The following is a 21,408-nucleotide window of genomic DNA, read 5'->3' as shown; positions in this document are numbered from 1 at the left end:
TTTTGCCATTTTCTCTTTACTTCGCCAACGAGTTTTAAAGCTTCAATTTTACAGTTTTGCGTTGATGCTTTAAAACATCGTTCGGAATTGCGTACGGGCGAACCCTTAGAATTTTACCTTTGGTTCGCCTACGAGTTTTGCCTGTTTACAATAACGTGTCAGGCAAAACATCGCTTGGAATTTAGCAACGGTGGGTAAACTTACCATAGGGCAAAGCGTTAATAATTTGCCTCCGTTTTGCCAACGAGTTTTAAAGCTTCAATTTTACAGTTTTGCGTTGATGCTTTAAAACATCGTTCGGAATTGCGTACAGGCGAACCCTTGGAACTTTTACCTTTGGTTCGCCAACGGTGAGCAATTTACCATAGAAATGCTGAAATCCGCACGCTATTATTGCCAATGCTCCGATTACTGACAGCAACTTAATTAGAAAACGTTATACCAGCCAAAGCCAATGTAAGCCTTAAGGTATTCTTAAAAAAACAGAGAAAGCCTTATAACAGCAATTTTTAGAAGTGTTTTTTATGTGATGATTTGTGTAAATGCCCGATAATATCAAAGCTTTTATCAAAAAAATACTTGACTTTTTTTTCCCTTTGCAATAATATTATAGGTAGATAGGAAACTATAAGTAAAAACTACACAAAAGGTGTGTTATTATAAAAAAATTACAATAAGCTTTTTTAGGAGGTTTAAATGGATTATGATCCGAATTATCCTATTTACTTACAAATAATGGACAAGATAAAGCTTTCTATCTTAACCGGTAAATTAAAACAGGGCGAAAAGATGCCTTCACTGCAAGATATGGCGTTACAAATGGATGTTAATCCGAATACAATGTACCGTGTGTATACCGAGCTTGTATCAGCCGGCTGCATAGAAAGTCAGCGCGGAAGAGGCAGTTTTGTCTCTAATGATGAACATCTTGTAGACAAGCTTCGACAGGAAAAAATTGCGGAATTGGCAAAAAACTTTATAACAGGACTACGGAACCTTGAATTTTCTGATAAAGAAATTATGGATATTATCAGCTCAAAGCTAAAGGAATACTGAAAATGAGTATAATTTTACAAACAGAGGATTTAAAAAAATCCTATCTTATTAAGCAGGTATTGCATGGAATCAGTATGCAAGTAGAAAGCGGAAGAATACTCGGACTTTTAGGACCAAACGGATCGGGCAAAACAACCTTTTTAAAGATTATTGCCGGGCTTTTAAAACCTAGTTCGGGTAGTGTACAAGTGTGCGGTATTCCGCTCGGACTTGAAACAAAAAAAATGGTTTCATTTTTAGCGGATAAAAATTGCTTATATTCATGGATGACCGCCCTTGATGCGATAAATTTTTATGCTGATTTCTTTGAAGACTTTGATAAAAACAAAGCGTTGGACATGCTTCATTTTATGAAACTTGAAAAATCTCAGCCGGTTAAAACCATGTCTAAAGGCATGACTGAAAAGCTTAATTTAACATTAAGCTTTTCCCGCAATGCCCGGCTTTTTATTCTTGATGAGCCGCTTGCGGGAACCGACCCGGTTGCTCGTGAGCAAATTATAAAAACCATTATTAAAACATGGAGTGAAAATTCAGCAATTATTATCAGCACACACTTGGTTTCCGATATTGAACACGTATTTAATGATGTTATTTTTCTAAGTGAAGGTGAAATTGTCTTATCAGGCGATGCGGAGCAACTGCGCGTAAGTCGAGAAAAGTCTATTTATCAACTATATATTGAAATCTTCGATGTTTAAAGGAGTATTCCACCATGAAACGAATTTTTATGTATGAATTAAGACGAAGAAAGAACGCATTATTTCTTTATAACAGTATTATGCTCGGCATTTCGCTGGTAGCGATATTTATTTTGTTCACTGCGAAAGAACCTTTTAGCGGCGTATTCGCTTTATGGACTTTTATCACAGTGGCGGCACTTACCGTAATTCCTACGGTTATGTTTGTAACTTGTAGCAGCGGGCATATTCGAGATCTTTTATATACCAACGAAAGCTATCTCATGCTCACCGTTCCGGTGCGTTCGACTCATATTTTATTGGGAAGAATGCTTGCAGGACTTGTAGAGTTTATTGCGTGTTTTGTTACCGCAAGTATTTGCGGCATAGTGTATTTTAGTGCATGGACAGCTGTAACCGAAAAAATCGGCAGGTTGCGTTTTTTCAACATGCTTTCAAGAAGCATAAAGCATATTTTTGCACTAAATTATGATTTCTTGTTTAAAAGTCTTTTTATCGGACTATGTATTTTTTGCTTCTTAGGGGCAATCATTATTTTTGTGCGCGCCCTTACCTGTTCCTTTATTAAAAAAAGAAGAATTGCCGAATTCTTAGCCCTTATCATCTTTATATTTATTGTGTATTTGGTACAAGAGTTCAGCAATTGGCTCACAATAAAATTGAATTTGCAAGTCTCGGCTTATTTGTATGTGAATCAACATTTTTTTGATCCGACATTGCAATCCTATCTCCATAGGTATCCGGCAGAACTTCCCATTATAGGATCTGTTTTTCTATTGATAATTGGCATTAGCTTCTTTTTTGCTTCCGCATGGCTTTTTAAGCATAGAATAGAGGTGTAAAACTGAAAATAAAATCAAGGCAATTGCAATCCGATGGTTAAGGAACTACCATTCATTAAACAGTATGGTAAGTTTGCCCGCCGTTGCGCCGTGTCGCTCTCTTTTTTGATGAAAAAAAATGCGGCACGTTTTTTTAATATGGTTTTATCTCATTGATTAAGTTTAAAACTCGCGGGTAAGAGTTTTGTTCGTGCGTAAGTTTCGTAAGTTTTATGCAAAATCTTGCAAAGAAAGCTGTTACGTGCTATTATTCTGACCATGATGAAAAAAAGAATATTGACGGGTGACCGTCCGACCGGAAAATTACATTTGGGGCATTATGTCGGCTCCATACGCAATAGAGTGCGTTTACAGGATGAATATGAGTGTTTTTTTATTATTGCGGATTTGCATACGCTTACCACAAAGCCCGAAAAAGAACATATTGAGCAAATAGGGGATAATGTCAGGCAGATGGTGTTGGATTATCTTGCCTGCGGAATTGATCCGGAAAAGTCTCTGGTGTATTTACAGTCAGCTGTTCCGGAAGTAACCGAATTACAGTTGTTTTTTACCGACCTTGTAACGGTTCCGCGTTTGCAGCGAGTTCCTTCAATTAAGGAAATGGCAAAAAATGCGAATCTTTCCGAGCTTCCTTTCGGTCTTTTAGGCTATCCGGTATTGCAGGCGGCTGATATTCTTTTACCGCGTGCGCATCTTGTGCCGGTAGGAAAAGATAATGAAAGCCATGTAGAACTTACACGGGAAATTGCAAAACGGTTTAATTTTTTGTACGGAGATGTTTTTCCCATACCTGATGTTATGGTGAGCGAAATGGGCTCGCTGATTGGAACAGACGGGCAAGCGAAAATGTCTAAAAGCATAGGAAACGCAATTTTTCTTTCGGATGATGAAAAAACTGTGCAAAAAAAGGTGCGCGGCATGTATACCGATCCGAACAGGGTGAGTGCGGATGTGCCCGGAACGGTTGAAGGGAACCCGGTGTTTATTTATCACGATGCTTTTAATCCAAACACCGCGGAAGTCGAAGATTTAAAAGACCGGTACCGAAAAGGCAAGGTTGGCGATGTTGAAGTAAAGGATAAACTTGCGGTTGCCATCAATACCTTTTTAGAGCCGATGCGGGAGCGCCGTGCTAAATACGAAAATCAGAAAAACTTTGTTGATCAGGTAATTTATGAAGGTACGATGCGTATGCGGGAAGAAGCAAAAGAAACTTTGAAGCTTGTAAAAAAAGCGATGGGACTTTCCGGCATTTGGAATAAAATAAGCAGAAAGGCAAGAGGCGAATAAGCCTTGAGTTTTTCTGTTTGAATATCGTTTATATCGCAGTTTCGGCATTCATCTATATAATTGTGAACAAATCGGAGGAAAAATGAAAGCTCTGCGTTTTACTGTTTTTTTATTTTGCATACTATGTTTTGCAAGTTGTGCAAGCGTTAAATCTGACAAAATCCCCGAACTTATTGTCAGACAAGAACGGATGCTCTGGGAAATACGCAGCGAAAACAGCTCCGTATTTATTGTAGGAACAATTCATGTAGGAAGTGAAGAGATCTATCCGCTTGATGAAACAATCCTTGACCTTTTTGATTCGGCAACAAGGATTTATGCGGAATTAAGCACTGAAGATATAAACAATCTTTCGCTCAGTCTTCAAAAAATGATGCTGCAAGGTATGCTAGAAAACATGGGTAAGCCAAAATTACTGAGTAATCTTTCCATTCAAGAAACAGTGCTATTAAACAAAATACTCGGCGCAGCAAATGTACAGGCGCTGAACGGATTTGAACCGTGGGTGATGAAGGCTGCCGTAGAACAGCAATTGTTCAGCGATGCAAAAATTGATCCTGCAAAAGGACTTGATTTATTTTTTTATAAAAGAGCCGGAACCAGAAAAGTACTCGGCTTAGATGATTTGCAAACGCAACTTGATTTACTGTCATTCGGTACCTATGATGATCAGCTGTATCTTCTAAAAGAAACCATAAAAGAATGTCAGGATTTGGAAGATTTTCAAGCAAACCTGAAAAAAATTATGCAAGCATATGTGCATGATGATAGAAAAGAGCTCGGTACTCTTGTGCAGTCGATAGAGCTTTTATTTCCTGAAGATGCTCCGAATGATTTATACACAAGGTATCTTGAAGCGCTATTGTATACTCGAAATCAAGACTGGGCAAAAAAAATCATTGACGTAACGGCACAACCGGGAATTACTTTTATTTTTGCAGGTGCGGGACATTTTTGCGGAGAAAATAATGTATTTGATATCCTAAAAGAGAAAAAACTTTTGCGAACAAGTTTTTAGGTTTATAAAATTATTTTTACTCAAACTCTTTTTTAAAGAGAGTGTGAGTGTGTAGAAAAAGATACGCCTTCAGATTAAAAAGCGTGCTACGCTTTGCTCGAGTTTTTTGTAAGGTATTGTATGGTTGCCTTACAAGAAATATCGCAAATAAATTTAAGGGTTCCCTCTAAAAATTGATATTTTGAGAGCATCCTTATTGAGATTACTGTAAAAGAGAAATGACGATGACGGAGTATAAGATGGAAAAAGAAACAGCTCTTATTGAGGCAATCCTCTATCTTGAGGGTGAGCCGATAGATGAAAATAATTTAAGTAAAATTTCGGGGCTTTCAATTGATGTGGTAAAACTTTGCCTTGAAAAATTACATGAACTGTATGCGGACTCCTCAAGCGGAATAGAAATTGTTCAACTTATGGGCGGCTGGGTTATTATGCCGAAAAAAGAATTCTGGGATGTATTGAAAAATCGCTATGGCAAAAAAAACGAAACAAGACTCTCTCGTGCGGCAATGGAAACTCTTTCGATCATAGCCTATTCTCAGCCGGTAACGCGCGGCGAAATTGAAGCTATTCGAGGCGTTTCCGCAGATACAATGATTCGGCTTTTAGTTGAAAAGCAGCTTATCAAAGAAGTAGGGAAAAAAGATGTTCCGGGAAAACCGGTGCAGTACGGCACTACAAAGGAATTTTTAAAAGTTTTTCGTTTAAACAGCATAGCGGATTTGCCAAAGCTTGACGAAACCGAAAAGGAGCGTTTTGAACTTGCCCGATAAAGAAATTCGATTACAGGTATATCTTGCAAAATCGGGGATTGCATCCAGAAGAGCAAGCGAAAAACTTATCTTGGACGGCAGGGTGAGCGTCAATGGGATTAAAGTAACCGAACTCGGCACCAAGGTTTTACCAAGCGATATTGTATGTTTTGATAATCAACAGATTAAATTTGAAAAAGAAAAGCGTTATGTGCTGCTCAATAAGCCGGTAGGTTATGTATGCTCTTTGTCTGACGAGATGGGAAGGGCAACCGCCGCTGATTTGCTGAAAGAAGCTTATACTGAACGGCTCTATAATATCGGCAGGCTTGACATGTATTCGGGCGGCGCTATTCTTTTTACCAACGACGGAGATTTTTCTGCCCGTATTGAGCATCCTTCCGCAGAAATAGAAAAAGAGTATCTAATTGAAACAACGCAGGATATTCCCGATACGCTCATTGAAAGGTTTACACGTGGAATACGAATTGAGGGTATTTTTTACCGCTGCGTTTCCGCAAAACGCCAGGCATCCCGTAAGGCAAGCATTGTTCTTATTGAAGGAAAAAACAGAGAAATACGAAAAGTTTTTGACTTTTTTAAAATTCCGATAAAGCGGCTTATCCGCGTAAGAATAGGCGGCATTCAATTAAACGGACTAAAACCGGGGGAATTCCGCAATCTTACCAAAGAAGAAATTGCGGAGTTATTACACAACAATGAGGCTTGAGCTCGGGATTGTTTAACTGCCTGCAAATCTGACACAACACGGAAAAATGTTAAAAAAAAATAGATTGCAAAGCTTTAAAACTTGTAAGTTCATTTTGATAAGGGCATCAAAAACGACTCGCATTAAAAAATTCACTTTATCGAGAAGCAATAGCGGTTCATGCGGTGGGTGCGGAGCGCGCTCTATCTTTGATAAAACTCTTATCAAAGTTAATGCAATATGTTACGATAGTAATACCATGAACTGTTATCTGAAAGTTTTAATCGTAAATAACTTACAGAAAAGTATTGTGAAAAATCTAAGGGAAAGGTTTTAAAAATTGATATTTTTAGAAATTCCCTACCAGGAGTTTTATGTATGAAAAACCAATCAAAAATCTTTTTGTGTTTTCTGCTTGCCTTTTTGGCTTTGGCGGGAGGATGTACTTAAAAAAATTGCAGAGGGATGGACGCCTGACGTTATTATCGGACGAAACGAGCGCAAGTTTTCAATGTCGGCACGCACAATGTACCGCCGCTTCAGAGATGACCCGACGCTTGATATCAGTGCGTTACCGATGAAAGGCACAAAACCGAACGGACATAAAGAGTGGAGAGGAAAACAGGCATTTCGTCGCACGCTTTGCGACCGAGCAAGTGAATTTTCCAATTATGAGAGCGAATGCGGACATTTGGGAGGAGATACTATTGTCGGCAAAGACCACAAAAGTGCGGTCATTACGCTTGCAGAGCGTGTTTCAAAAGTGATTATCGCATTGAAACCGGCAGGAACAACCGCAGCAGCGGTTGAACAAAGGCTTGATCAATGGTTTAAAAAATTGCCGAGGAACCTGTTCAAGTCGATAACCTTTGATTGCGACAAAGAGTTCTCTAATTGGAAAAACATCTGCAACCGGCATGACATCTCAATTTTTTTTGCAAGCCCCCGGTTGCCCGAGTCAACGCGCATTGAACGAAAACTCAAACGGGTTACTCAGAAGAGACGGACTGCCGAAGAAGAGCGACTTCAATATAATTGAAGAATCGGAAATTATTTCGGTAGCCAATTACAGAAACAACATCCCACGGAAATACCTGGGATACAAAACACCAATAGAAGTTTTTATGGATTTTGTGTATCCGTGTCTAGCTTAACTTGACAATTCAGAATCGAAAAATCCTATCAGTTGTAAAACAGCGGATTGAGAATCGTAAAATTCTCAATCCATAACTTTATTCATAAGCTTATTTTATTTACGCGCTTTCTATTAATTAAACATGGTGTATAATTATGCAGAATTACCGGTATTATTTTAATGCGGATAGCAAAATAACACCGTTGCGAAATTTTAAACGATGTTTTAAAGCATCAACAGGAAACTGTAAAATTGGAGCTTTAAAACTCGTAGGCGAAGTAAAGGGAAAATGACAAAACTTCGCCCTTGTGCCGTGTCGGACTCTTTTTTATAAAATTTTTTACGATTTATATAAAGTATTACAACCGTATTGAATTATCAAAAAAACGTTTAGCAGTTTTTATTTTTGTTTGTGTTAATTACCATGCAGAGTTTATAAGCACTTCTTCACCGTAGCCGCCATTAAGTTTTTGGCTGTTTGTAGAATTATAAGCTCTTTGTACACGGATTGCGCGTATTCCAACCTCTCGGGCGGCTAAAATATCATCATCGCTGTCTCCGTAATGGATAGAAACTTTGTGTTTCTTAATATAATAGGATTTATCATAATTAAACCCTTTTACCGGAGTGCCTGCGGTATATTCCACAAATATTTCTTCAGGAAGATCAAAAAAACGCTTGAGTGTTTTTGATAATTTATTTGAGGTATAGTTTTTTGCTGCCGAATGTTTTGTTCTGCCGGTAATAAAAAATATCTTGTCTCCTCGTTTTAAATGCATGTCAATAAGATCTTTGGCGGATTGCTTTGGAATTGAATGTTCATCTCCCATCTCCGCTACATAGTCCCAAAATTTTTGATTAAAAAGATAGCTGATTTTTCCTCTTGGATCATTTGGAATCTGAAAATAATCCTGTCCGTAGCGAAAGTATCCGCTTGAATGCAGTAATGTATCATCGATATCAAAACTGACATTGATAGGCTTCATGCCTTCAAGACTTTTTTCAATATCTTCTACAGAGACAAAGTGAACCGCCTTTTGTATTTTATCGGTTGAATAAAATCCGTCATGCGTATAGGGAACTTTTGGCCCTGCGGAAAATACGGCAGGCAAGGCAAAGATAAATGCAATAATGCAAGAGAGAATAAAGAGTTTCTTTGTTTTTTGATAGTTTTTCATAATTGCTCCTTGTTTAAAAATTATTAGGGCACCTCTAAAAACCTATTTTTTAGTGTACCTATTTATTATTTTAGTAGCTTTTTTATAAATTGTCTAGTGTAAAACTTGGATTCTTTATCTTAGTTCTCTTACTTTTCCATTTTATTACCTATATGCTCTCTCATTTTACTTCTTTAGATAGCAATATCGGCATAAGTTGTATGTTAAGTTCATCATTATTATCGAAAATGTTGCACGAGCTAGTCCTATCGTTCTTACATAGATACCTTTCATTGAGTTTGTCATAAAGCCAAATACATGTTCAACTCTTGCCCGTATTTTTGATTTTTTTCTGTTACCGATTTTTTGTTTTTTAGTAAGAGGTTTCCCTCTTGCTCCTCTTTCACAAATTTGTCCTTCTATCCCTTTCGCTTTTAAAATCCCCTCTATTTCTTCTCCTATATAGGCACTATCTGCGTATAATCTTTCATCTTTCCTTTCAACTAAATTTTTTAACTCTCTACTATCATGAACATTGGCTGCTGTTACCGTTGCTTTCAATATAAGCTTACTTTTTTTATCTATTTTTATATGATCTTTATAACCGTAATAATTACGTTTATGCTTCTTTGTCCACCTCGCATCACAGTCTTTTTGCGATAATTTTGCCTTATTTTGTTTTTCTTGCCATTGTTCAGGAATTTTTCCGTTTTTGATTTGTTCATTTTCATCTTTGCTGTTATGCTGTATCGGTGCTTCTACTATTGTCGCATCTATTATCGTTCCCTCTTTTCCTATTAAGTTATTTTTAGCTAATTCTTTTCCAAACTTTTCAAATAATTTTTTTGATACTCTCGCTTCAATGAGTTTTTCTTTAAAAAGCCATATTGTTTTTGCATCGGGTACTTTATCTTTTAATTCCAATCCTAAAAATCTCATAAAGGATAGCCGATCGTTTATTTGATATTCCGTTTGGTCATCACTTATGTTGTATAATTTTTGTAAAATTATTATTTTAAACATCATTACATAATCGTATGCAGGTCTTCCGCCTAAACCTTTTGGCTCTTTAGTTAATGCTTTTTTTAATAGGGGCTTGAATATTTCCCAATTTATTTTTTCGTTTAATTTTTCAAGACTATCTCCTAGCTTACTTAATACTCTTAAACGATCTTCTTCATCAAATAATCCTTTTTGTTTCATACCTCATTTTATCATCTTTTTAATCTTTTTTAAAGGGGGTTTTTAGAGGTGCCCTAGTATTTGTAGCAATAGTTAACTCGTTTTTAAAATTCGATAGTTTACTTTTCCGATTTATGAAGATCATTCCAAGCAAGCTCAGCCACCGCCTGGGCGGCCTCTTTTTTGCTTTTTCCCGTTGCCGGTCCGTATTTTTCAGTATGGATTTGCACTTCCACCCAGAATGTTCTGTCGTGGTCGGGTCCTTGCGCTTTCACAACCGTATAGAGAGGCAAAATCTGAAATTTTTTTTGAGACAACTCTTGTAATGCGGACTTATAATCCATGTGAAGATTTTCATTTCGGACTAAGGGTATTTTCGGGGTGATTATTCGCAAGACAAATTTTTCAGCAACTTTAAAGCCTGAGTCAAGATACAGAGCTCCGATAATTGCTTCCATTGCATCGGCTAAAATTGCTTTTTTTCTACGTCCACCCGACATTTCTTCTCCTCTGCCAAGCATGATATATTTGTCGACATCTAAACTTAGAGCAATATCGGAAAGTGTTTCTTCAGAAACAAGCACCGCCTTTGTTTTTGCAAGTTCTCCTTCTGAGCAATCCGAAAGAAGATTGTATAAACAGGAAGCAGTAACTAAACCTAAAACAGAGTCACCTAAAAACTCAAGGCGCTCATTATTTTGAAACGATGCTTCATGTATGTGGGAAAACGAACGATGATGAAAGGCAAGATTAAGCAGCTTTAAGTTTTTAAACTTAAAGCCTGCTTTTTTTTGAAAATTAAGAAGGACAGTTTTCCTCTGCGGTGAAAGTGAATTATTGCAGGAAAACAAAAGTATTTTACCGATATGTTATTTTACTTGTGATTTAATGAATTCGTATGCGTCTTTTACTGTTTCAAATTCATTTGCTTTTTCATCGGGGATCTTGATATTCATATCTTCTTCGATAGCGTACACTAATTCATAGGTATCCAGACTATCCGCGCCGAGATCTTGGCGAAAAGAAGAGTCCATCGTAATTTTATCCTCGTCAATTTCCAGCTTTTCAGCAATTAATTTTCGTATTTTAATAAATAATTCGTCCATTGTTATCTCCTCTTTTAATTAAGTGTATCCGGATCTACAACTTGACGTCCCTTATAAAAACCGCATTTTGGACATACCCTATGAGATTGTATTAAATTACCGCAATTTGCACATTCCACCAAGTTGGGAGCAGTCAGTCGCATATTTATGCCTCTTCGTCTGCGAGTGCGAGCTTTTGACGTTTTAGCGCGTGGCACTGCCATATTGAAACCTCCAAAAATCTGTTAAAAACCCGAAGGCAATTAAACAGGTAACGTTAAAAAAACAGAACGTATGATAACGAAGAAACAGAAAAAAGTCAAGTATTTTATAAAAAGTGTGCCAAGGCACTATAAAAATGTCCTCACTTTTACCGACAGACTCAAGTCCATTCATCGGCATTTGCGATTGTTGCAACGAGAACGATAAAAATGATATCGGATAGTGTATGTTTTACTTTCCATTGTTTGATAAAATGTTTTTACAGACCTTTTATCGACAGATTGCCTGCTGTACACGAGAAGAGTTTTCTCAGCTTTTGTTGTGGTTTGTTTGATCTCGCTGTTGACCAAAAAACATAATTGTCTTCGTTATAGGGGTAGGGAGTGGAGGGCAATTTAGCATAGGAATGTTTCATTCGCTAAGCTTTATTGTTGATATTTTCTCTAATGTGAAGTTAATTACAAAACGTTATAGCAAACGATATAAATGATTTAATGGATTGCCGTCGGACAGAATCGAACTGTCGACACAAGGATTTTCAGTCCTTTGCTCTGCCAACTGAGCTACAACGGCATAACGGTAGGAAATATATACGATTGAAAAAAAAATGTCAAGCGGTTATTAGAAAAAAATCTCAAAGCATTCGCTTCTTGTATAAAAAAAATATTCGGAGTATTATATTTAATGTTAGAATAATTTAACCGGAGACGAAAAATATGAACTTTATTTTTTTGGGCCCGCCGGGAGCAGGCAAAGGAACGCTCGCTACTGAAATTTCAAAACGCTATCAAATCCCGCATATTTCTACGGGACAGATTTTCAGAGAAGCGATAAAAAATCAAACTGAGCTTGGCAAGCAAGTCAAAGCGGTAATGGATTCAGGGGCTCTTGTAAGCGATTCTCTTACAATAGCTCTTGTGCGTGAACGACTTTCAGAACCCGATATAAAAGAAGGATTTATTCTTGACGGCTTTCCTCGAACAATTCCGCAGGCGGAAGCTTTGGAGGCAATTACTAAAATCGACCATGCGGTAAATTTTGTTATTTCTACGGACAAAATCCTTGAGCGTCTGACCGGACGAAGAGTCTGCTCTTCTTGCGGACGGAATTATCACGTGCTTTTTGCACAACCGAAGGTCGCCGATTGCTGTGATGCCTGCGGTGAAAAACTTATCATTCGGGAAGATGACAAAAAGGAAGCTATTCTGAAACGGCTTGAAGCTTATGACAAGCAAACAAAACCGCTTATCTCGTTTTATGAAAAGAAAAATGTACTCGCAAACATAGATGCGGAGCCTCAGGTTGACGAAGTACTTCAGCTTTTTCAAAAAGCTTTCCCAAGATAAACGAAAGGCATCGAACTATTTTCTATAAACAAGGAGTACTCAAAATGTATGAAGTAAGAGTTGAGGCTGATTTTGTCGCTGCCCATTTTTTAACCGATTATCACGGAAAATGCGAGCGATTGCATGGGCACAACTACCGTGTGCTGGCGCATGCACAGGGCACCGAGCTTGATGAAGGCGGTATGCTTTTTGACTTTGGTATTTTAAAAAAAGCCCTTCGCGAGGTATGTGCGCAGCTTGATCACCGCAACCTCAACGACTTTTCCTTCTTTAACGGCAACCCAAGCGCAGAGCGGATTGCGGAATTTATTTTTACCGAAATAAAAAAGCTCAGTCCCGATTGTCCGCTGGTTGCCGTCGATGTCTACGAGACGCCTACTTCCCGTGCACGGTTTTATCAGGAAAACCGGCTTGTGCTTAAATCATAAAAAATTTTATAAAAAAGAAAGAGCTCAGGTTTAGTTTTTGACGTCCATGTCAAAAACTAAACCATCTGTTTGGAACCACGGGCGTCCGTGCCCGTTCTGATTTTGACGTCTGGCGAAAAAACTAAACCTCTGAATTTAAAAACTCCCTGTTATAAAAAAGAGCTCGACACGGTGCAAGGGTGGGCAAACTTACCATAGGGCGAAGTTTTGAAAATTTACTGTAACTTCGCCAGCGAGTTTTAAAGCTTCAATTTTACAGTTTTGTGTTGATGTTTTAAAACATCGTTTGGAATTTCGCAAGGGTGAGTAAACTTGCCACAGGAATGCTCAAATCCGGTTTTGCAGTCCGTGTCGGTTCACCATAGAAATGCTGAATCCGCAAAGCCGGCTGCGTTTTAAGTTTGCCGGAACGGAGCAGTCGAATCTCGCCGATATACTTGCAGGTATTGAGGAACGCTGTGTAAGATGCCGAATGGTCAAATTTATTTTGATGCGCTATACTGGTATCGGGGTAAACTCGAAAATTATTGTTTTAGGGATAAAGTGAAAAGACTTTGCATAATTCAAAATTCCTTTCTATTATACTATACCGTAAGGAGATTGCATATAGATATCTACAATAATTTCGGAGGTAATTATGAAAAAGATTTTAGTTTTTATTTTACTGCTGCTTATTTTTATCGGCTGCACAAGTTTAAAAAACACGGATGCAGATGAGTCAAAACTTGAACAATCAACGTCAACTAAAGGAGGAACAGTAAACATGAGTGCAAAAAATAGTAAGCTTGAAAAAATAGAGAATTCATGGCTTTTGAAAGACTTTTCCGATGAGCAAAGAAAGCTTTTAGAGCAAAATGCTTTTTTATTACGCCCGAATCATATGAGCAACCCTTTTTTTTGTATAAGGATAACAAAGACTATATTCCAAGTTTTGTTACAACGGATTCTGTTTTGCATATTTACCACATATTCTACGATTTTCTTTTGCGCAAACTCGAAGCCGAAGAATTTTTACCGAAGCTTGAAGCTCTCAATGACGGACTGTTAAAAAAATCAATTGAAGTTTACAACCAAGTTAAAAACCCGCAATTAAAAAAGGCTGCCCTTTTAAACTGCGCGTACTTTGCGGCAGGGCAAAAACTTTTAAACAAACCGCTTCCAAAAAGATTACCCAAAGAGGCTGCCAAACTGGCCGCAACAGATTTTAAAAACGTAAATGCAGTTTTTGGAAAAAATGCCTTATCTTTACCTTGGCCGAATGTTGATTTTACGCAGTTTACGGTAAGAGGTCATTATACAAGGAGCCCGGAACTTTCAAATTATTTTAAAACAATAATGTGGTACGGACAGCTCGGATTTTTCGCGCTCAACTACGAATCAGACAATAAAGATTATTTTAAGAATCCCCGCAATGAATTTATAATGATGCGTGCGTTGATGATTTCAAAACTGGTTTCCGATTCGCCTGAATTTTTAAAATCTGGGAATCTCTTTATGAGCCGATTTGTTTTTTTGTAGGCGAGGCGGATGATTTAAGCGTAAAAGAATTTGCCTCTCTTATAAAAAGCGTGTACGGTGAAAAAGCAGACTATAATGATTTTGCCGATAACGAAAAAATGAATTCGTTTTATACGGAATTATTTAAGTTGCCGATGCCGAAGGTGCAAAAGCACAAGGGATATAACGTTCGGCTTTTCAGTCAGCGTACTGTTTTTGATGCGGAAGTATTTGAAACACTTGTAGATATGGCACGCTTCGGCTCTCCATCGCGGAGGCCCCTTGCATCGGGTTTAGATGTCATGGCTGCCCTCGGCTCAAAAACCGCAAAAGAAATTCAGTTAAACGAGCCTGTTAATCAAAAGTGGGAAGAGTACGCACCGCGCCTTGAAAACGAAATAAAACGAGTTGCTGCAATCCCGGAAACGGAAATGCAAAAAAATATTTACACAAAGTGGATTACCATTGTAAAACTTTTTGCCGAGTCTACTCCGAAAAATTATCCTGAGTTTATGCAAAGCGATGCGTGGAGTAAAAAGAATTTAAACTCGGCACTGGGAAGCTGGGCGGAATTAAAACACGATACGGTTTTATATGCAAAACAAATTGATCCGAGGGTCGAGACCTCTGCCACTCCCGTGGTTCCCTCTGATGAACAGGAACCTCCTAAAAGTTATGTCGAGCCTTCAATTAAAATTTACGAAGCCCTTAAAAAATTAATTGAGGATTCTGCTGCCGTGCTAAAAGAAAAAGATTTACTGAAGGACGACACCGAATATTATTTGCAGCGCTTTTCCGGATTAATTTCGTTCTTCATAGACTGCTCGAAAAAAGAACTTGCAAATAAACCGCTTTCATCTGATGAATACGAACAGCTTAATACAATCGGTAAAACGCTGGAAGGTATTTCAATGCTGTTTGTTGAAGGGAGTCTCAGAAAATGGTATCAGATTGAAAACGAAACCGATCGTAACATGGCAATAATAAGCGACCTTTATAGAATCCCTACGAATATTTTTAACATTACAGGATTTTTAGAAACGGGAATTGGTCCCGCCTATATAATTTATGTTGCGGTTCCGATTGAAGGAAAACTTTATTTAACGCGCGGCGCAGTTTTCAGCTACTATGAATTTGCTCATGATGAGCGTCTTACGGATGAAAAATGGCAAGCAATGCTGAAAAATAAAAAGGCACCGGAGCATCCCGGCTGGCTAAAAACAATAATGGCGGAATAAGTTTCTTTGCATTGCAGTTTTAAACTCGCAGCTACTTGTAAACAAGAAAAACTAAACCAACAATCAGAACCGCCATGGACGGCGGTGGTTCCAGACAGTAGCGATGTTTTAAAGCATGACTATTTGCAAAGCTTTAAAACTCGCGAGGTTAGTTTTTGACAAGGACGTCAAAAACTAACCTCGCGTTAGCGGCTTGGAGGGCGGCAAGCGCTTTTTCAAAAGCGCGAAGCCGGATCATTTTTGCGCACCTATTTTTGCGCAAAAATAGCCGGAGCCCGGAATGACGCGGCGGTTTGCAAGTTAAAGTCCGGCAGCTCAATACAAAGCCGGATGATACGGTTTAAATCTCAAACCGCAACGCCCTGTACGGTAATATTCTTGTGTAGACTTTGATGGGGATTCGGCAGATGGCGCGCAAGTTATCTGAGTTCAGCGCTTGGAATGAGGCTTTGCGCAAGGCGGACAAGTGCTTCAAGCTCGCTGCGGGAGTAGGGCAGGGCAGCATTCCATAGCGGATCCAAGCATTCACCGGGAAGAAAGGGGGCGAGTTTCCAGTCAGCCGTTTTCGGCAAAAGAGCGGCTATTGTTTTTATTTCGGTTTCGGTTATCAGTTTCGGTACCAGCACCGTGCGGTATTCCACGGTAAGCGGGCGGGCGGCTTTCTCCGGTTGAACCAAAAGGGAAAGGCTTTTGAGCAGGGCTTTTTCGGCAAAGGCAGCCGTTTGCGGTGAATCTACCGGCATCAGTATGCCGTATCTTTTCGGCGATGTTTTTATGTCGATGGCAACCATATCAGGACACAGTGTTTTACTTTGCAGTAACTCGGCAAGCTTTTCCGGCACTAATCCATTGGTGTCGAGTTTTATGGCTAAACCAACCGAGCGGGCTTTTTGTATGAGGTCAGGCAGCGCCGGCGAAAGCAGAGCCTCACCTCCCGAAAAGACAACGCCGGTTAAAACGCCTGCGCGTTTTTCTAAATGCCGCACCGCTTCTTCTAACGGAACATACGAGTATTTTTCATTTGTTTCGGGGCCGGTTGTAACAGAGGCGCAGGCAAGCTCCGCATTATAACAATAGGGGCAGCGCATATTACAACCGGGTAAAAAAACCGCCGCGGCGACGCGGCGGGGAAAATTCACTAAGGTGGTTTTTTGTAAACCGACACGCATTACGCTATTATTGATTCGCGAACCAATCCGAAAGCATGTAATTCTTCTACGGAAGACGCGCGGGCAAGCTCCTGTCCGTCTCTTCCGTATAAGATTGCAGTTGGTGCGGCACAGACCTCTTTTGCCGCCGCTTTTTCAAAACCTTCAGAATCGCTCACATTTATTTCCGTAACGGGTACCGCCGTTTGTGCGCAATAATCCCGCACCTTCGGACATTTCGGGCAATTCGGCGAAACAAAAAGCTCTATTGACTCGACAAACGCGCCAGCCGGCATGTTTTCCGTTTTTGCCTCAGCTTGTTGTAAATCAAAGCCGCATTCGGCTATCTTAGGATTCAAGGGGTCAAACATCTTGCGATACTTAAATTCTTCTTTTTTTCCCTTATTCCAGTTCCTAACCGAGCGATAATACCCGACAATGCGTGCATATACTTCGGTTTCCGTACCTCGAACGTTTACCATATCCTGCTTTACTTTTGCGATTTCCGCATCAATTTCAGCTATAGTCCTCATTCGTTCCTCCAATAAAATTATAATAAAGGGAGCATAGCTCCTCGTGTTTAATATCGGCATAATAACACCATATATAGCGCCTGTCAACCGCTTTATTAAAAAATAACACTTTATATAGTGTTTTTAAATAACGGCTCAAATTAAAGGCGCCAAATAAGACTTTTTACAACCGAAAAAAGTCCTTTTAAACCTTATCTTTATAGTGATACAAAGAAATTCATCTGTTTGCTTGGCGGTCGAAATGTCCTCATAAAAGCTTTGCCGGTTAAAAAGAATAAAAAACAGCTTGAAATCAATAAGAGATAATAATGAAAGTTTTATTGACATCTTGACAAAATTCTTATTTATGTTCATGCTGAGAGTATGCTGGATTCCGTTATTTTCAATAATAATTATTTTGCCTCCCCGCTTATAAAAGCAGCAGCACAACAAGCACTACCGCTTTTTATATCAACGGATAGTGTTGCCGAAGTGCAAGAGGCGGTAAAAACGATTGCCGAAGCCTTTGGCGATGTCAATGTTTTTCTGACCATAATAGCAGAAGATAATATAAAAAGTCATGAGGCGGAAAAAAAGCTCACCTTAAGCTTTCAAAAAAACATTCGGCTTTTAGTGCAAAAAACATGGGTAGAAAAATCCAATGAAGATTTAAAAGAAGAGATTCAATACAGAATTGATGATTTTTGTAAAGTGTTTTTAGAAGACGATGAAATAAATTACCAAGAACTCTTGCCGATTTGTTTAAGTATTCTTCACGACACTGTATTGCTTTTATTCGGTTCAATGATTGATACGGATATGTTTTTTGAATATGCTTTTAGAATTGACCCCGATTTCGGACTCTTTTGGTACTATGTTGAAGAGATTCGAAAAGCACATCCTCTGTCCGAAGAAAAGTCCCGTTTTGGAATGCTCCTTGCAATGCTTTTTTTAAGCAATTTCTGATAATTTGAGAGTATTGCCATGAAAAATATCTTTTTGCAACTACGCGCCGCGTCAAAGCGTTTAGCTCATCTTCATGCGGAGGAAAAAAACAAAGCCCTCCTTGCGGTGCGGGATTCACTGGAAAATAATAAAGAGGCGATTTTTGCCGCAAATGAGCGAGACATTGAAAGGGCAAAAGCGGACGGTTTATCCGCCCCGCTGATAGAGCGGCTTTCGCTGAATGCAAAAAACTTTGCGGAAATTCTGCTTTCGTTGGAAATACTTGCAAAACAAACCGACCCGATTGGAGAGCTTATCAGCGGAAAAAAACTGCCGAACGGGCTTGAATTAAAACAGATACGGGTTCCTATCGGTGTTGTCGCTATTATTTATGAATCACGGCCGAATGTAACGGTTGACGCCTTTGCCTTGGCATACAAAAGCGGCAACGCCGTTTTGCTGCGCGGAAGCTCTTCCGCAAAAGAATCAAACAAAATGATAATTGCGGCGATAAAAGAAGGCTTGCAGAAGGCGGGCGGTATCACCGATGCAATCGCTTTTTCAGAATCCGAAAAAAACTCTTATACCGATATAGATACGATTCTTTCCGCACGGGGGTATATTGATGTGGTATTGCCGCGCGGCGGACAAAAACTTATCAGAAATGTTGTTACCAATGCAAAAATACCGGTGATAGAAACAGGCGCGGGGCTTTGCCATATTTTCATTGACGAGTCGGCAGACCTGAAAATGGCGATACGCATTATTGAAAATGCAAAACTGCAAAAACCGGCAGCATGCAATTCCATTGAAACACTGTTGGTGCACCGGACGGTTGCCGAAAAACTGTTATGCGACTTATACGAAGCCTTCTCCGATGCGGAATCCTTAACCGGAAAAAAAGGCGGCGTGGAGCTTTTTTGTGATTCCGAATCGTATGCTATTCTTAAAAAATATCCCGACAGCTCAAATGTTTTTGCCGCAAACGAAACCTCATGGGAAACTGAATACCTTGATTATCAGCTTTCGGTAAAGGTTGTGGAAAATATTGACCAAGCGCTTGACCATATTTCCGTGTATTCAACCAAACATTCCGAAACAATTATTACCGAAAACAGAAACAATGCGCGCCGTTTTCAGGAAGAAATTGATGCGGCCTGCGTATACGTAAATGCTTCGTCCCGATTCACCGACGGTGGACAATTCGGCTTCGGAGCGGAAATAGGAATCAGCACACAAAAACTGCACGCGCGCGGCCCGATGGGGTTAACCGCTTTAACAACCTCAAAATATATTATCGACGGGGACGGACAGGTACGCAAATGATTGACACTGTTTTTAATGCTGCACGTAAAATTGTTATTAAAATAGGTTCAAACACGTTGGCAAACGCGGACGGATCTATGAACCTTGACTTTATAACAGCTTTTTCCGAATCCTGTATGCTGGCAAAAAAGCAGGGCAAGGAAATTATCATTGTTTCCTCCGGAGCGCAGATTGCAGGCTTAAGTACCATCGGCAGCTGGAAACATAACGATAACATTCACCGTAAACAAGCACTGTGCGCTATCGGGCAGGTTGAGTTAATCGATACGTGGCGGAATGCTTTTGCTCGATTCGGAGTGCATATCGGGCAGCTTCTTTTAATAAAAGACGATTTTTCCAACGAGCAGCGCCGTGCCAATATTAAAGGCACGCTTTTCTCGCTCCTTGAGGAAGACATTGTTCCGATTATCAACGAAAACGATTCCGTTTCTTTTGATGAAATCAAAATAGGCGATAACGATAACCTGAGCGCCCTCACTGCGATTTTATGGCAGGCAGACCTTTTAATTTTATTAAGCGATATTGACGGCATCTATGATAAAAATCCCAAAGAACATCCGAATGCAACACGAATCCCGATTGTAAAAGATATTCCTGATTTGCTTAAAAACATCAGTATCGGCGGCACCAATAGTTTCGGCACCGGCGGCATTGTCACCAAAATAGAAGCAGCATCAAAAACGCTTGCGCACGGTATTCCGCTGCTTTTAGCAAACGGGAATGATCCTTCCTTGCTGCAAAAACTCGGAACCGGCTACTGTATCGGAACTATGTTCGTCCATGAAAATTAAAAATCTTTTAAATGAAAATGAGGCAGGCAATGGAGGGCTTTTTGTTCAATGCGTTTGCTTAAGTTTTGACGTTGCAGTCAAAACTTAAACTGCTTCTTTTGCAGGACAAGAGCGGAGAAAACTCTTCTCATGTACAACGAATAATAAGTCGATATTATTTTTATCGTTCTCGTTGCAACAATCGCAAATGCCGATGAATGGACTGAAATAGAAATGTTTGCACAAAAAATGAACAGTTTTTTAGGCAATACATTGCACTCGAAAACGGCATTCCCACACACGACACTATCCGTCGTGTTATGGCCCATCGGAACACAAATGAACATTGCAAAAATGATAAAAAAAGAGTGCAAAGCCGATTGTGTTCTTGCGGTAAAGGAGAATCAAAAAACACTCTACGATGATATTTCTGACTATTTTCGTATTGACGAGATAAGAGAAAACCTTACAGCGTGCGAAAATTACCGAAGTACATCTGAAAAAGCACACGGACAATTTGAAATAAGAAAATACTACATAACAGATGAGACATTACATGGCTTTCAAATAAGAGCAAGTGGGAAGGCATAAAAAGTATCGGCATGGTAGAAACCGTTATCACAAAAGGAGAAAAAATAGCCGTTGAGCGGCGGTATTATATAAGCTCTTTGGCTGCTCATATCGACTTATTTATGAAAGCGGTGTGCGGGCATTGGGCGATAGAAAGTATGCATTGGCATTTGGATGTTACGTTCAAAGAAGATGCGAACACCACGATAGACAAGAATGCCGCAATGAAGCGAAAATATTATTCGCAAATGGGCACTTGCAATTCTCAAACGGATAGAACATATCCACGGCAAAAAATATTCAGGTGAAAGCTAAGCGCTACGCAATGAGTTCAGACCCGTTCGGCAGTTTAGCACAAGCATTATCAATCTAAATATAACGTTCTGTAATTAAATTGCTGTTAGTAATCGGAGTATTAGCAAGCGGCTTGCTGCTTTCAGCATTAGTATGGTAAATTGCTCGCCCTTGTCAAAATC

General features: G+C 39.3%; 23 protein-coding genes, 1 tRNA gene and 1 pseudogene. 17 read left to right on the top strand and 8 right to left on the bottom strand.

Going from position 1 to position 21,408, the window contains the following annotated elements; all coding sequences use genetic code 11:
• Positions 1-696 precede the first annotated feature (696 nt).
• From FUT79_RS08780 to FUT79_RS08745, 8 genes and pseudogenes are all read left to right on the top strand, one after another.
• Positions 697-1,056 (top strand): GntR family transcriptional regulator, encoded by a 360-nt coding sequence (locus tag FUT79_RS08780; RefSeq protein ID WP_024751897.1) that lies wholly within the window; start codon positions 697-699, stop codon positions 1,054-1,056.
• 2 nt (positions 1,057-1,058) lie between these two features.
• A complete protein-coding gene (locus FUT79_RS08775; protein ID WP_024751896.1) occupies positions 1,059-1,757 on the top strand; it encodes an ABC transporter ATP-binding protein in 699 nt (232 codons plus the stop codon).
• A 14-nt stretch (positions 1,758-1,771) separates the two neighbouring features.
• Positions 1,772-2,599, top strand: a complete 828-nt coding sequence (locus FUT79_RS08770; protein WP_024751895.1) for a hypothetical protein — start codon at positions 1,772-1,774, stop codon at positions 2,597-2,599.
• A gap of 261 nt (positions 2,600-2,860) precedes the next feature.
• On the top strand, positions 2,861-3,892 hold the full coding sequence (trpS, locus tag FUT79_RS08765; protein ID WP_455755264.1) for a tryptophan--tRNA ligase: 1,032 nt from the start codon (positions 2,861-2,863) through the stop codon (positions 3,890-3,892).
• Between the two features lie 82 nt (positions 3,893-3,974).
• Positions 3,975-4,910, top strand: coding sequence for a TraB/GumN family protein (locus tag FUT79_RS08760; RefSeq protein ID WP_002698332.1), 936 nt, complete (start codon positions 3,975-3,977; stop codon positions 4,908-4,910).
• A gap of 239 nt (positions 4,911-5,149) precedes the next feature.
• Positions 5,150-5,683, top strand: a complete 534-nt coding sequence (gene scpB, locus FUT79_RS08755; protein ID WP_039914919.1) for an SMC-Scp complex subunit ScpB — start codon at positions 5,150-5,152, stop codon at positions 5,681-5,683.
• Positions 5,673-6,392, top strand: coding sequence for a pseudouridine synthase (locus tag FUT79_RS08750; RefSeq protein WP_002698328.1), 720 nt, complete (start codon positions 5,673-5,675; stop codon positions 6,390-6,392). The genes scpB and FUT79_RS08750 overlap by 11 nt, the downstream gene beginning before the upstream one ends.
• A gap of 421 nt (positions 6,393-6,813) precedes the next feature.
• Positions 6,814-7,525 (top strand): annotated as a pseudogene (locus FUT79_RS08745) (IS30 family transposase); the annotation flags it as partial.
• Between the two features lie 400 nt (positions 7,526-7,925).
• On the opposite strand, the gene aphA reads toward FUT79_RS08745, so the two are convergent.
• The 6 genes from aphA to FUT79_RS08715 all read right to left on the bottom strand — a co-directional run bounded on the left by aphA (position 7,926) and on the right by FUT79_RS08715 (position 11,725).
• Complete coding sequence (gene aphA, locus FUT79_RS08740; protein ID WP_187426838.1) at positions 7,926-8,684, bottom strand: acid phosphatase AphA; 759 nt, start codon at positions 8,682-8,684, stop codon at positions 7,926-7,928.
• Positions 8,685-8,849: 165 nt separating this feature from the next.
• Positions 8,850-9,866 (bottom strand): IS5 family transposase, encoded by a 1,017-nt coding sequence (locus FUT79_RS08735; protein ID WP_024751992.1) that lies wholly within the window; start codon positions 9,864-9,866, stop codon positions 8,850-8,852.
• A gap of 98 nt (positions 9,867-9,964) precedes the next feature.
• Complete coding sequence (rnc, locus tag FUT79_RS08730) at positions 9,965-10,696, bottom strand: ribonuclease III (protein WP_024751892.1); 732 nt, start codon at positions 10,694-10,696, stop codon at positions 9,965-9,967.
• Positions 10,697-10,714: 18 nt separating this feature from the next.
• A complete protein-coding gene (acpP, locus tag FUT79_RS08725; protein ID WP_002698319.1) occupies positions 10,715-10,951 on the bottom strand; it encodes an acyl carrier protein in 237 nt (78 codons plus the stop codon).
• Positions 10,952-10,965: 14 nt separating this feature from the next.
• Complete coding sequence (rpmF, locus tag FUT79_RS08720) at positions 10,966-11,154, bottom strand: 50S ribosomal protein L32 (RefSeq protein WP_081718631.1); 189 nt, start codon at positions 11,152-11,154, stop codon at positions 10,966-10,968.
• 498 nt (positions 11,155-11,652) lie between these two features.
• Positions 11,653-11,725, bottom strand: a tRNA-Phe gene (locus tag FUT79_RS08715).
• 143 nt (positions 11,726-11,868) lie between these two features.
• Between FUT79_RS08715 and FUT79_RS08710 the strand changes: the two genes are divergently transcribed.
• From FUT79_RS08710 to FUT79_RS08695, 4 genes are all read left to right on the top strand, one after another.
• Complete coding sequence (locus tag FUT79_RS08710; RefSeq protein WP_024751891.1) at positions 11,869-12,498, top strand: adenylate kinase; 630 nt, start codon at positions 11,869-11,871, stop codon at positions 12,496-12,498.
• A 44-nt stretch (positions 12,499-12,542) separates the two neighbouring features.
• Positions 12,543-12,926: a 6-carboxytetrahydropterin synthase QueD gene (gene queD / locus FUT79_RS08705; RefSeq protein WP_024751890.1), complete on the top strand. Its 384-nt coding sequence runs from the start codon at positions 12,543-12,545 to the stop codon at positions 12,924-12,926.
• Between the two features lie 864 nt (positions 12,927-13,790).
• A complete protein-coding gene (locus FUT79_RS15765; protein WP_082048214.1) occupies positions 13,791-14,444 on the top strand; it encodes a DUF3160 domain-containing protein in 654 nt (217 codons plus the stop codon).
• Positions 14,396-15,661 (top strand): DUF3160 domain-containing protein, encoded by a 1,266-nt coding sequence (locus FUT79_RS08695; RefSeq protein ID WP_148889526.1) that lies wholly within the window; start codon positions 14,396-14,398, stop codon positions 15,659-15,661. Before FUT79_RS15765 ends, FUT79_RS08695 begins: the two co-directional genes overlap by 49 nt.
• Before the next feature lie 419 nt (positions 15,662-16,080).
• Here the strand turns inward: FUT79_RS08695 and FUT79_RS08690 are convergent, their stop codons facing one another.
• Positions 16,081-16,830: an anaerobic ribonucleoside-triphosphate reductase activating protein gene (locus tag FUT79_RS08690; RefSeq protein WP_024751886.1), complete on the bottom strand. Its 750-nt coding sequence runs from the start codon at positions 16,828-16,830 to the stop codon at positions 16,081-16,083.
• Positions 16,830-17,342 (bottom strand): anaerobic ribonucleoside-triphosphate reductase, encoded by a 513-nt coding sequence (gene nrdD / locus FUT79_RS15125; protein WP_002698298.1) that lies wholly within the window; start codon positions 17,340-17,342, stop codon positions 16,830-16,832. The genes FUT79_RS08690 and nrdD overlap by 1 nt, the downstream gene beginning before the upstream one ends.
• A gap of 363 nt (positions 17,343-17,705) precedes the next feature.
• Here nrdD and FUT79_RS08680 point away from each other — a divergent pair, with 363 nt between their 5' ends.
• From FUT79_RS08680 to FUT79_RS08660, 5 genes are all read left to right on the top strand, one after another.
• Positions 17,706-18,287, top strand: a complete 582-nt coding sequence (locus tag FUT79_RS08680) for a hypothetical protein (RefSeq protein ID WP_024751884.1) — start codon at positions 17,706-17,708, stop codon at positions 18,285-18,287.
• Between the two features lie 18 nt (positions 18,288-18,305).
• Positions 18,306-19,592 carry a glutamate-5-semialdehyde dehydrogenase gene (locus FUT79_RS08675; protein ID WP_002698290.1) on the top strand — a complete coding sequence of 429 codons (1,287 nt, stop codon included), beginning with the start codon at positions 18,306-18,308 and terminating at the stop codon, positions 19,590-19,592.
• The gene (proB, locus tag FUT79_RS08670; RefSeq protein ID WP_148884561.1) at positions 19,589-20,383 is read left to right on the top strand and encodes a glutamate 5-kinase; all 795 of its coding nucleotides are present in this window, start codon (positions 19,589-19,591) and stop codon (positions 20,381-20,383) included. Before FUT79_RS08675 ends, proB begins: the two co-directional genes overlap by 4 nt.
• 318 nt (positions 20,384-20,701) lie before the next feature.
• On the top strand, positions 20,702-20,953 hold the full coding sequence (locus tag FUT79_RS08665) for a hypothetical protein (RefSeq protein WP_024751882.1): 252 nt from the start codon (positions 20,702-20,704) through the stop codon (positions 20,951-20,953).
• 11 nt (positions 20,954-20,964) lie between these two features.
• On the top strand, positions 20,965-21,240 hold the full coding sequence (locus FUT79_RS08660; RefSeq protein WP_024751881.1) for a hypothetical protein: 276 nt from the start codon (positions 20,965-20,967) through the stop codon (positions 21,238-21,240).
• Positions 21,241-21,408 lie beyond the last annotated feature (168 nt).

The sequence above is a fragment of the Treponema phagedenis genome (assembly GCF_008153345.1).
Classification (GTDB): domain Bacteria; phylum Spirochaetota; class Spirochaetia; order Treponematales; family Treponemataceae; genus Treponema; species Treponema phagedenis.
Note: the sequence above shows the minus strand (reverse complement) of the source record. Positions and strands in the feature narration are given on the sequence as shown.

Excerpts from the sequence above, each read along its gene's own strand:
- FUT79_RS08690 (WP_024751886.1), bottom strand. The coding sequence starts at position 16,830 with ATGCGTGTCGGTTTACAAAAAACCACCTTAGTGAATTTTCCCCGCCGC.
- FUT79_RS08710 (WP_024751891.1), top strand. The coding sequence starts at position 11,869 with ATGAACTTTATTTTTTTGGGCCCGCCGGGAGCAGGCAAAGGAACGCTC.
- FUT79_RS08770 (WP_024751895.1), top strand. The coding sequence starts at position 1,772 with ATGAAACGAATTTTTATGTATGAATTAAGACGAAGAAAGAACGCATTA.
- proB (WP_148884561.1), top strand. The coding sequence starts at position 19,589 with ATGATTGACACTGTTTTTAATGCTGCACGTAAAATTGTTATTAAAATA.
- FUT79_RS08760 (WP_002698332.1), top strand. The coding sequence starts at position 3,975 with ATGAAAGCTCTGCGTTTTACTGTTTTTTTATTTTGCATACTATGTTTT.
- aphA (WP_187426838.1), bottom strand. The coding sequence starts at position 8,684 with ATGAAAAACTATCAAAAAACAAAGAAACTCTTTATTCTCTCTTGCATT.
- scpB (WP_039914919.1), top strand. The coding sequence starts at position 5,150 with ATGGAAAAAGAAACAGCTCTTATTGAGGCAATCCTCTATCTTGAGGGT.
- FUT79_RS08660 (WP_024751881.1), top strand. The coding sequence starts at position 20,965 with ATGGTAGAAACCGTTATCACAAAAGGAGAAAAAATAGCCGTTGAGCGG.
- FUT79_RS08665 (WP_024751882.1), top strand. The coding sequence starts at position 20,702 with ATGAACATTGCAAAAATGATAAAAAAAGAGTGCAAAGCCGATTGTGTT.
- rpmF (WP_081718631.1), bottom strand. The coding sequence starts at position 11,154 with ATGGCAGTGCCACGCGCTAAAACGTCAAAAGCTCGCACTCGCAGACGA.
- FUT79_RS08675 (WP_002698290.1), top strand. The coding sequence starts at position 18,306 with ATGAAAAATATCTTTTTGCAACTACGCGCCGCGTCAAAGCGTTTAGCT.
- FUT79_RS08680 (WP_024751884.1), top strand. The coding sequence starts at position 17,706 with ATGCTGGATTCCGTTATTTTCAATAATAATTATTTTGCCTCCCCGCTT.
- nrdD (WP_002698298.1), bottom strand. The coding sequence starts at position 17,342 with ATGAGGACTATAGCTGAAATTGATGCGGAAATCGCAAAAGTAAAGCAG.
- FUT79_RS08780 (WP_024751897.1), top strand. The coding sequence starts at position 697 with ATGGATTATGATCCGAATTATCCTATTTACTTACAAATAATGGACAAG.
- trpS (WP_455755264.1), top strand. The coding sequence starts at position 2,861 with ATGAAAAAAAGAATATTGACGGGTGACCGTCCGACCGGAAAATTACAT.
- acpP (WP_002698319.1), bottom strand. The coding sequence starts at position 10,951 with ATGGACGAATTATTTATTAAAATACGAAAATTAATTGCTGAAAAGCTG.
- FUT79_RS08735 (WP_024751992.1), bottom strand. The coding sequence starts at position 9,866 with ATGAAACAAAAAGGATTATTTGATGAAGAAGATCGTTTAAGAGTATTA.
- queD (WP_024751890.1), top strand. The coding sequence starts at position 12,543 with ATGTATGAAGTAAGAGTTGAGGCTGATTTTGTCGCTGCCCATTTTTTA.
- FUT79_RS08775 (WP_024751896.1), top strand. The coding sequence starts at position 1,059 with ATGAGTATAATTTTACAAACAGAGGATTTAAAAAAATCCTATCTTATT.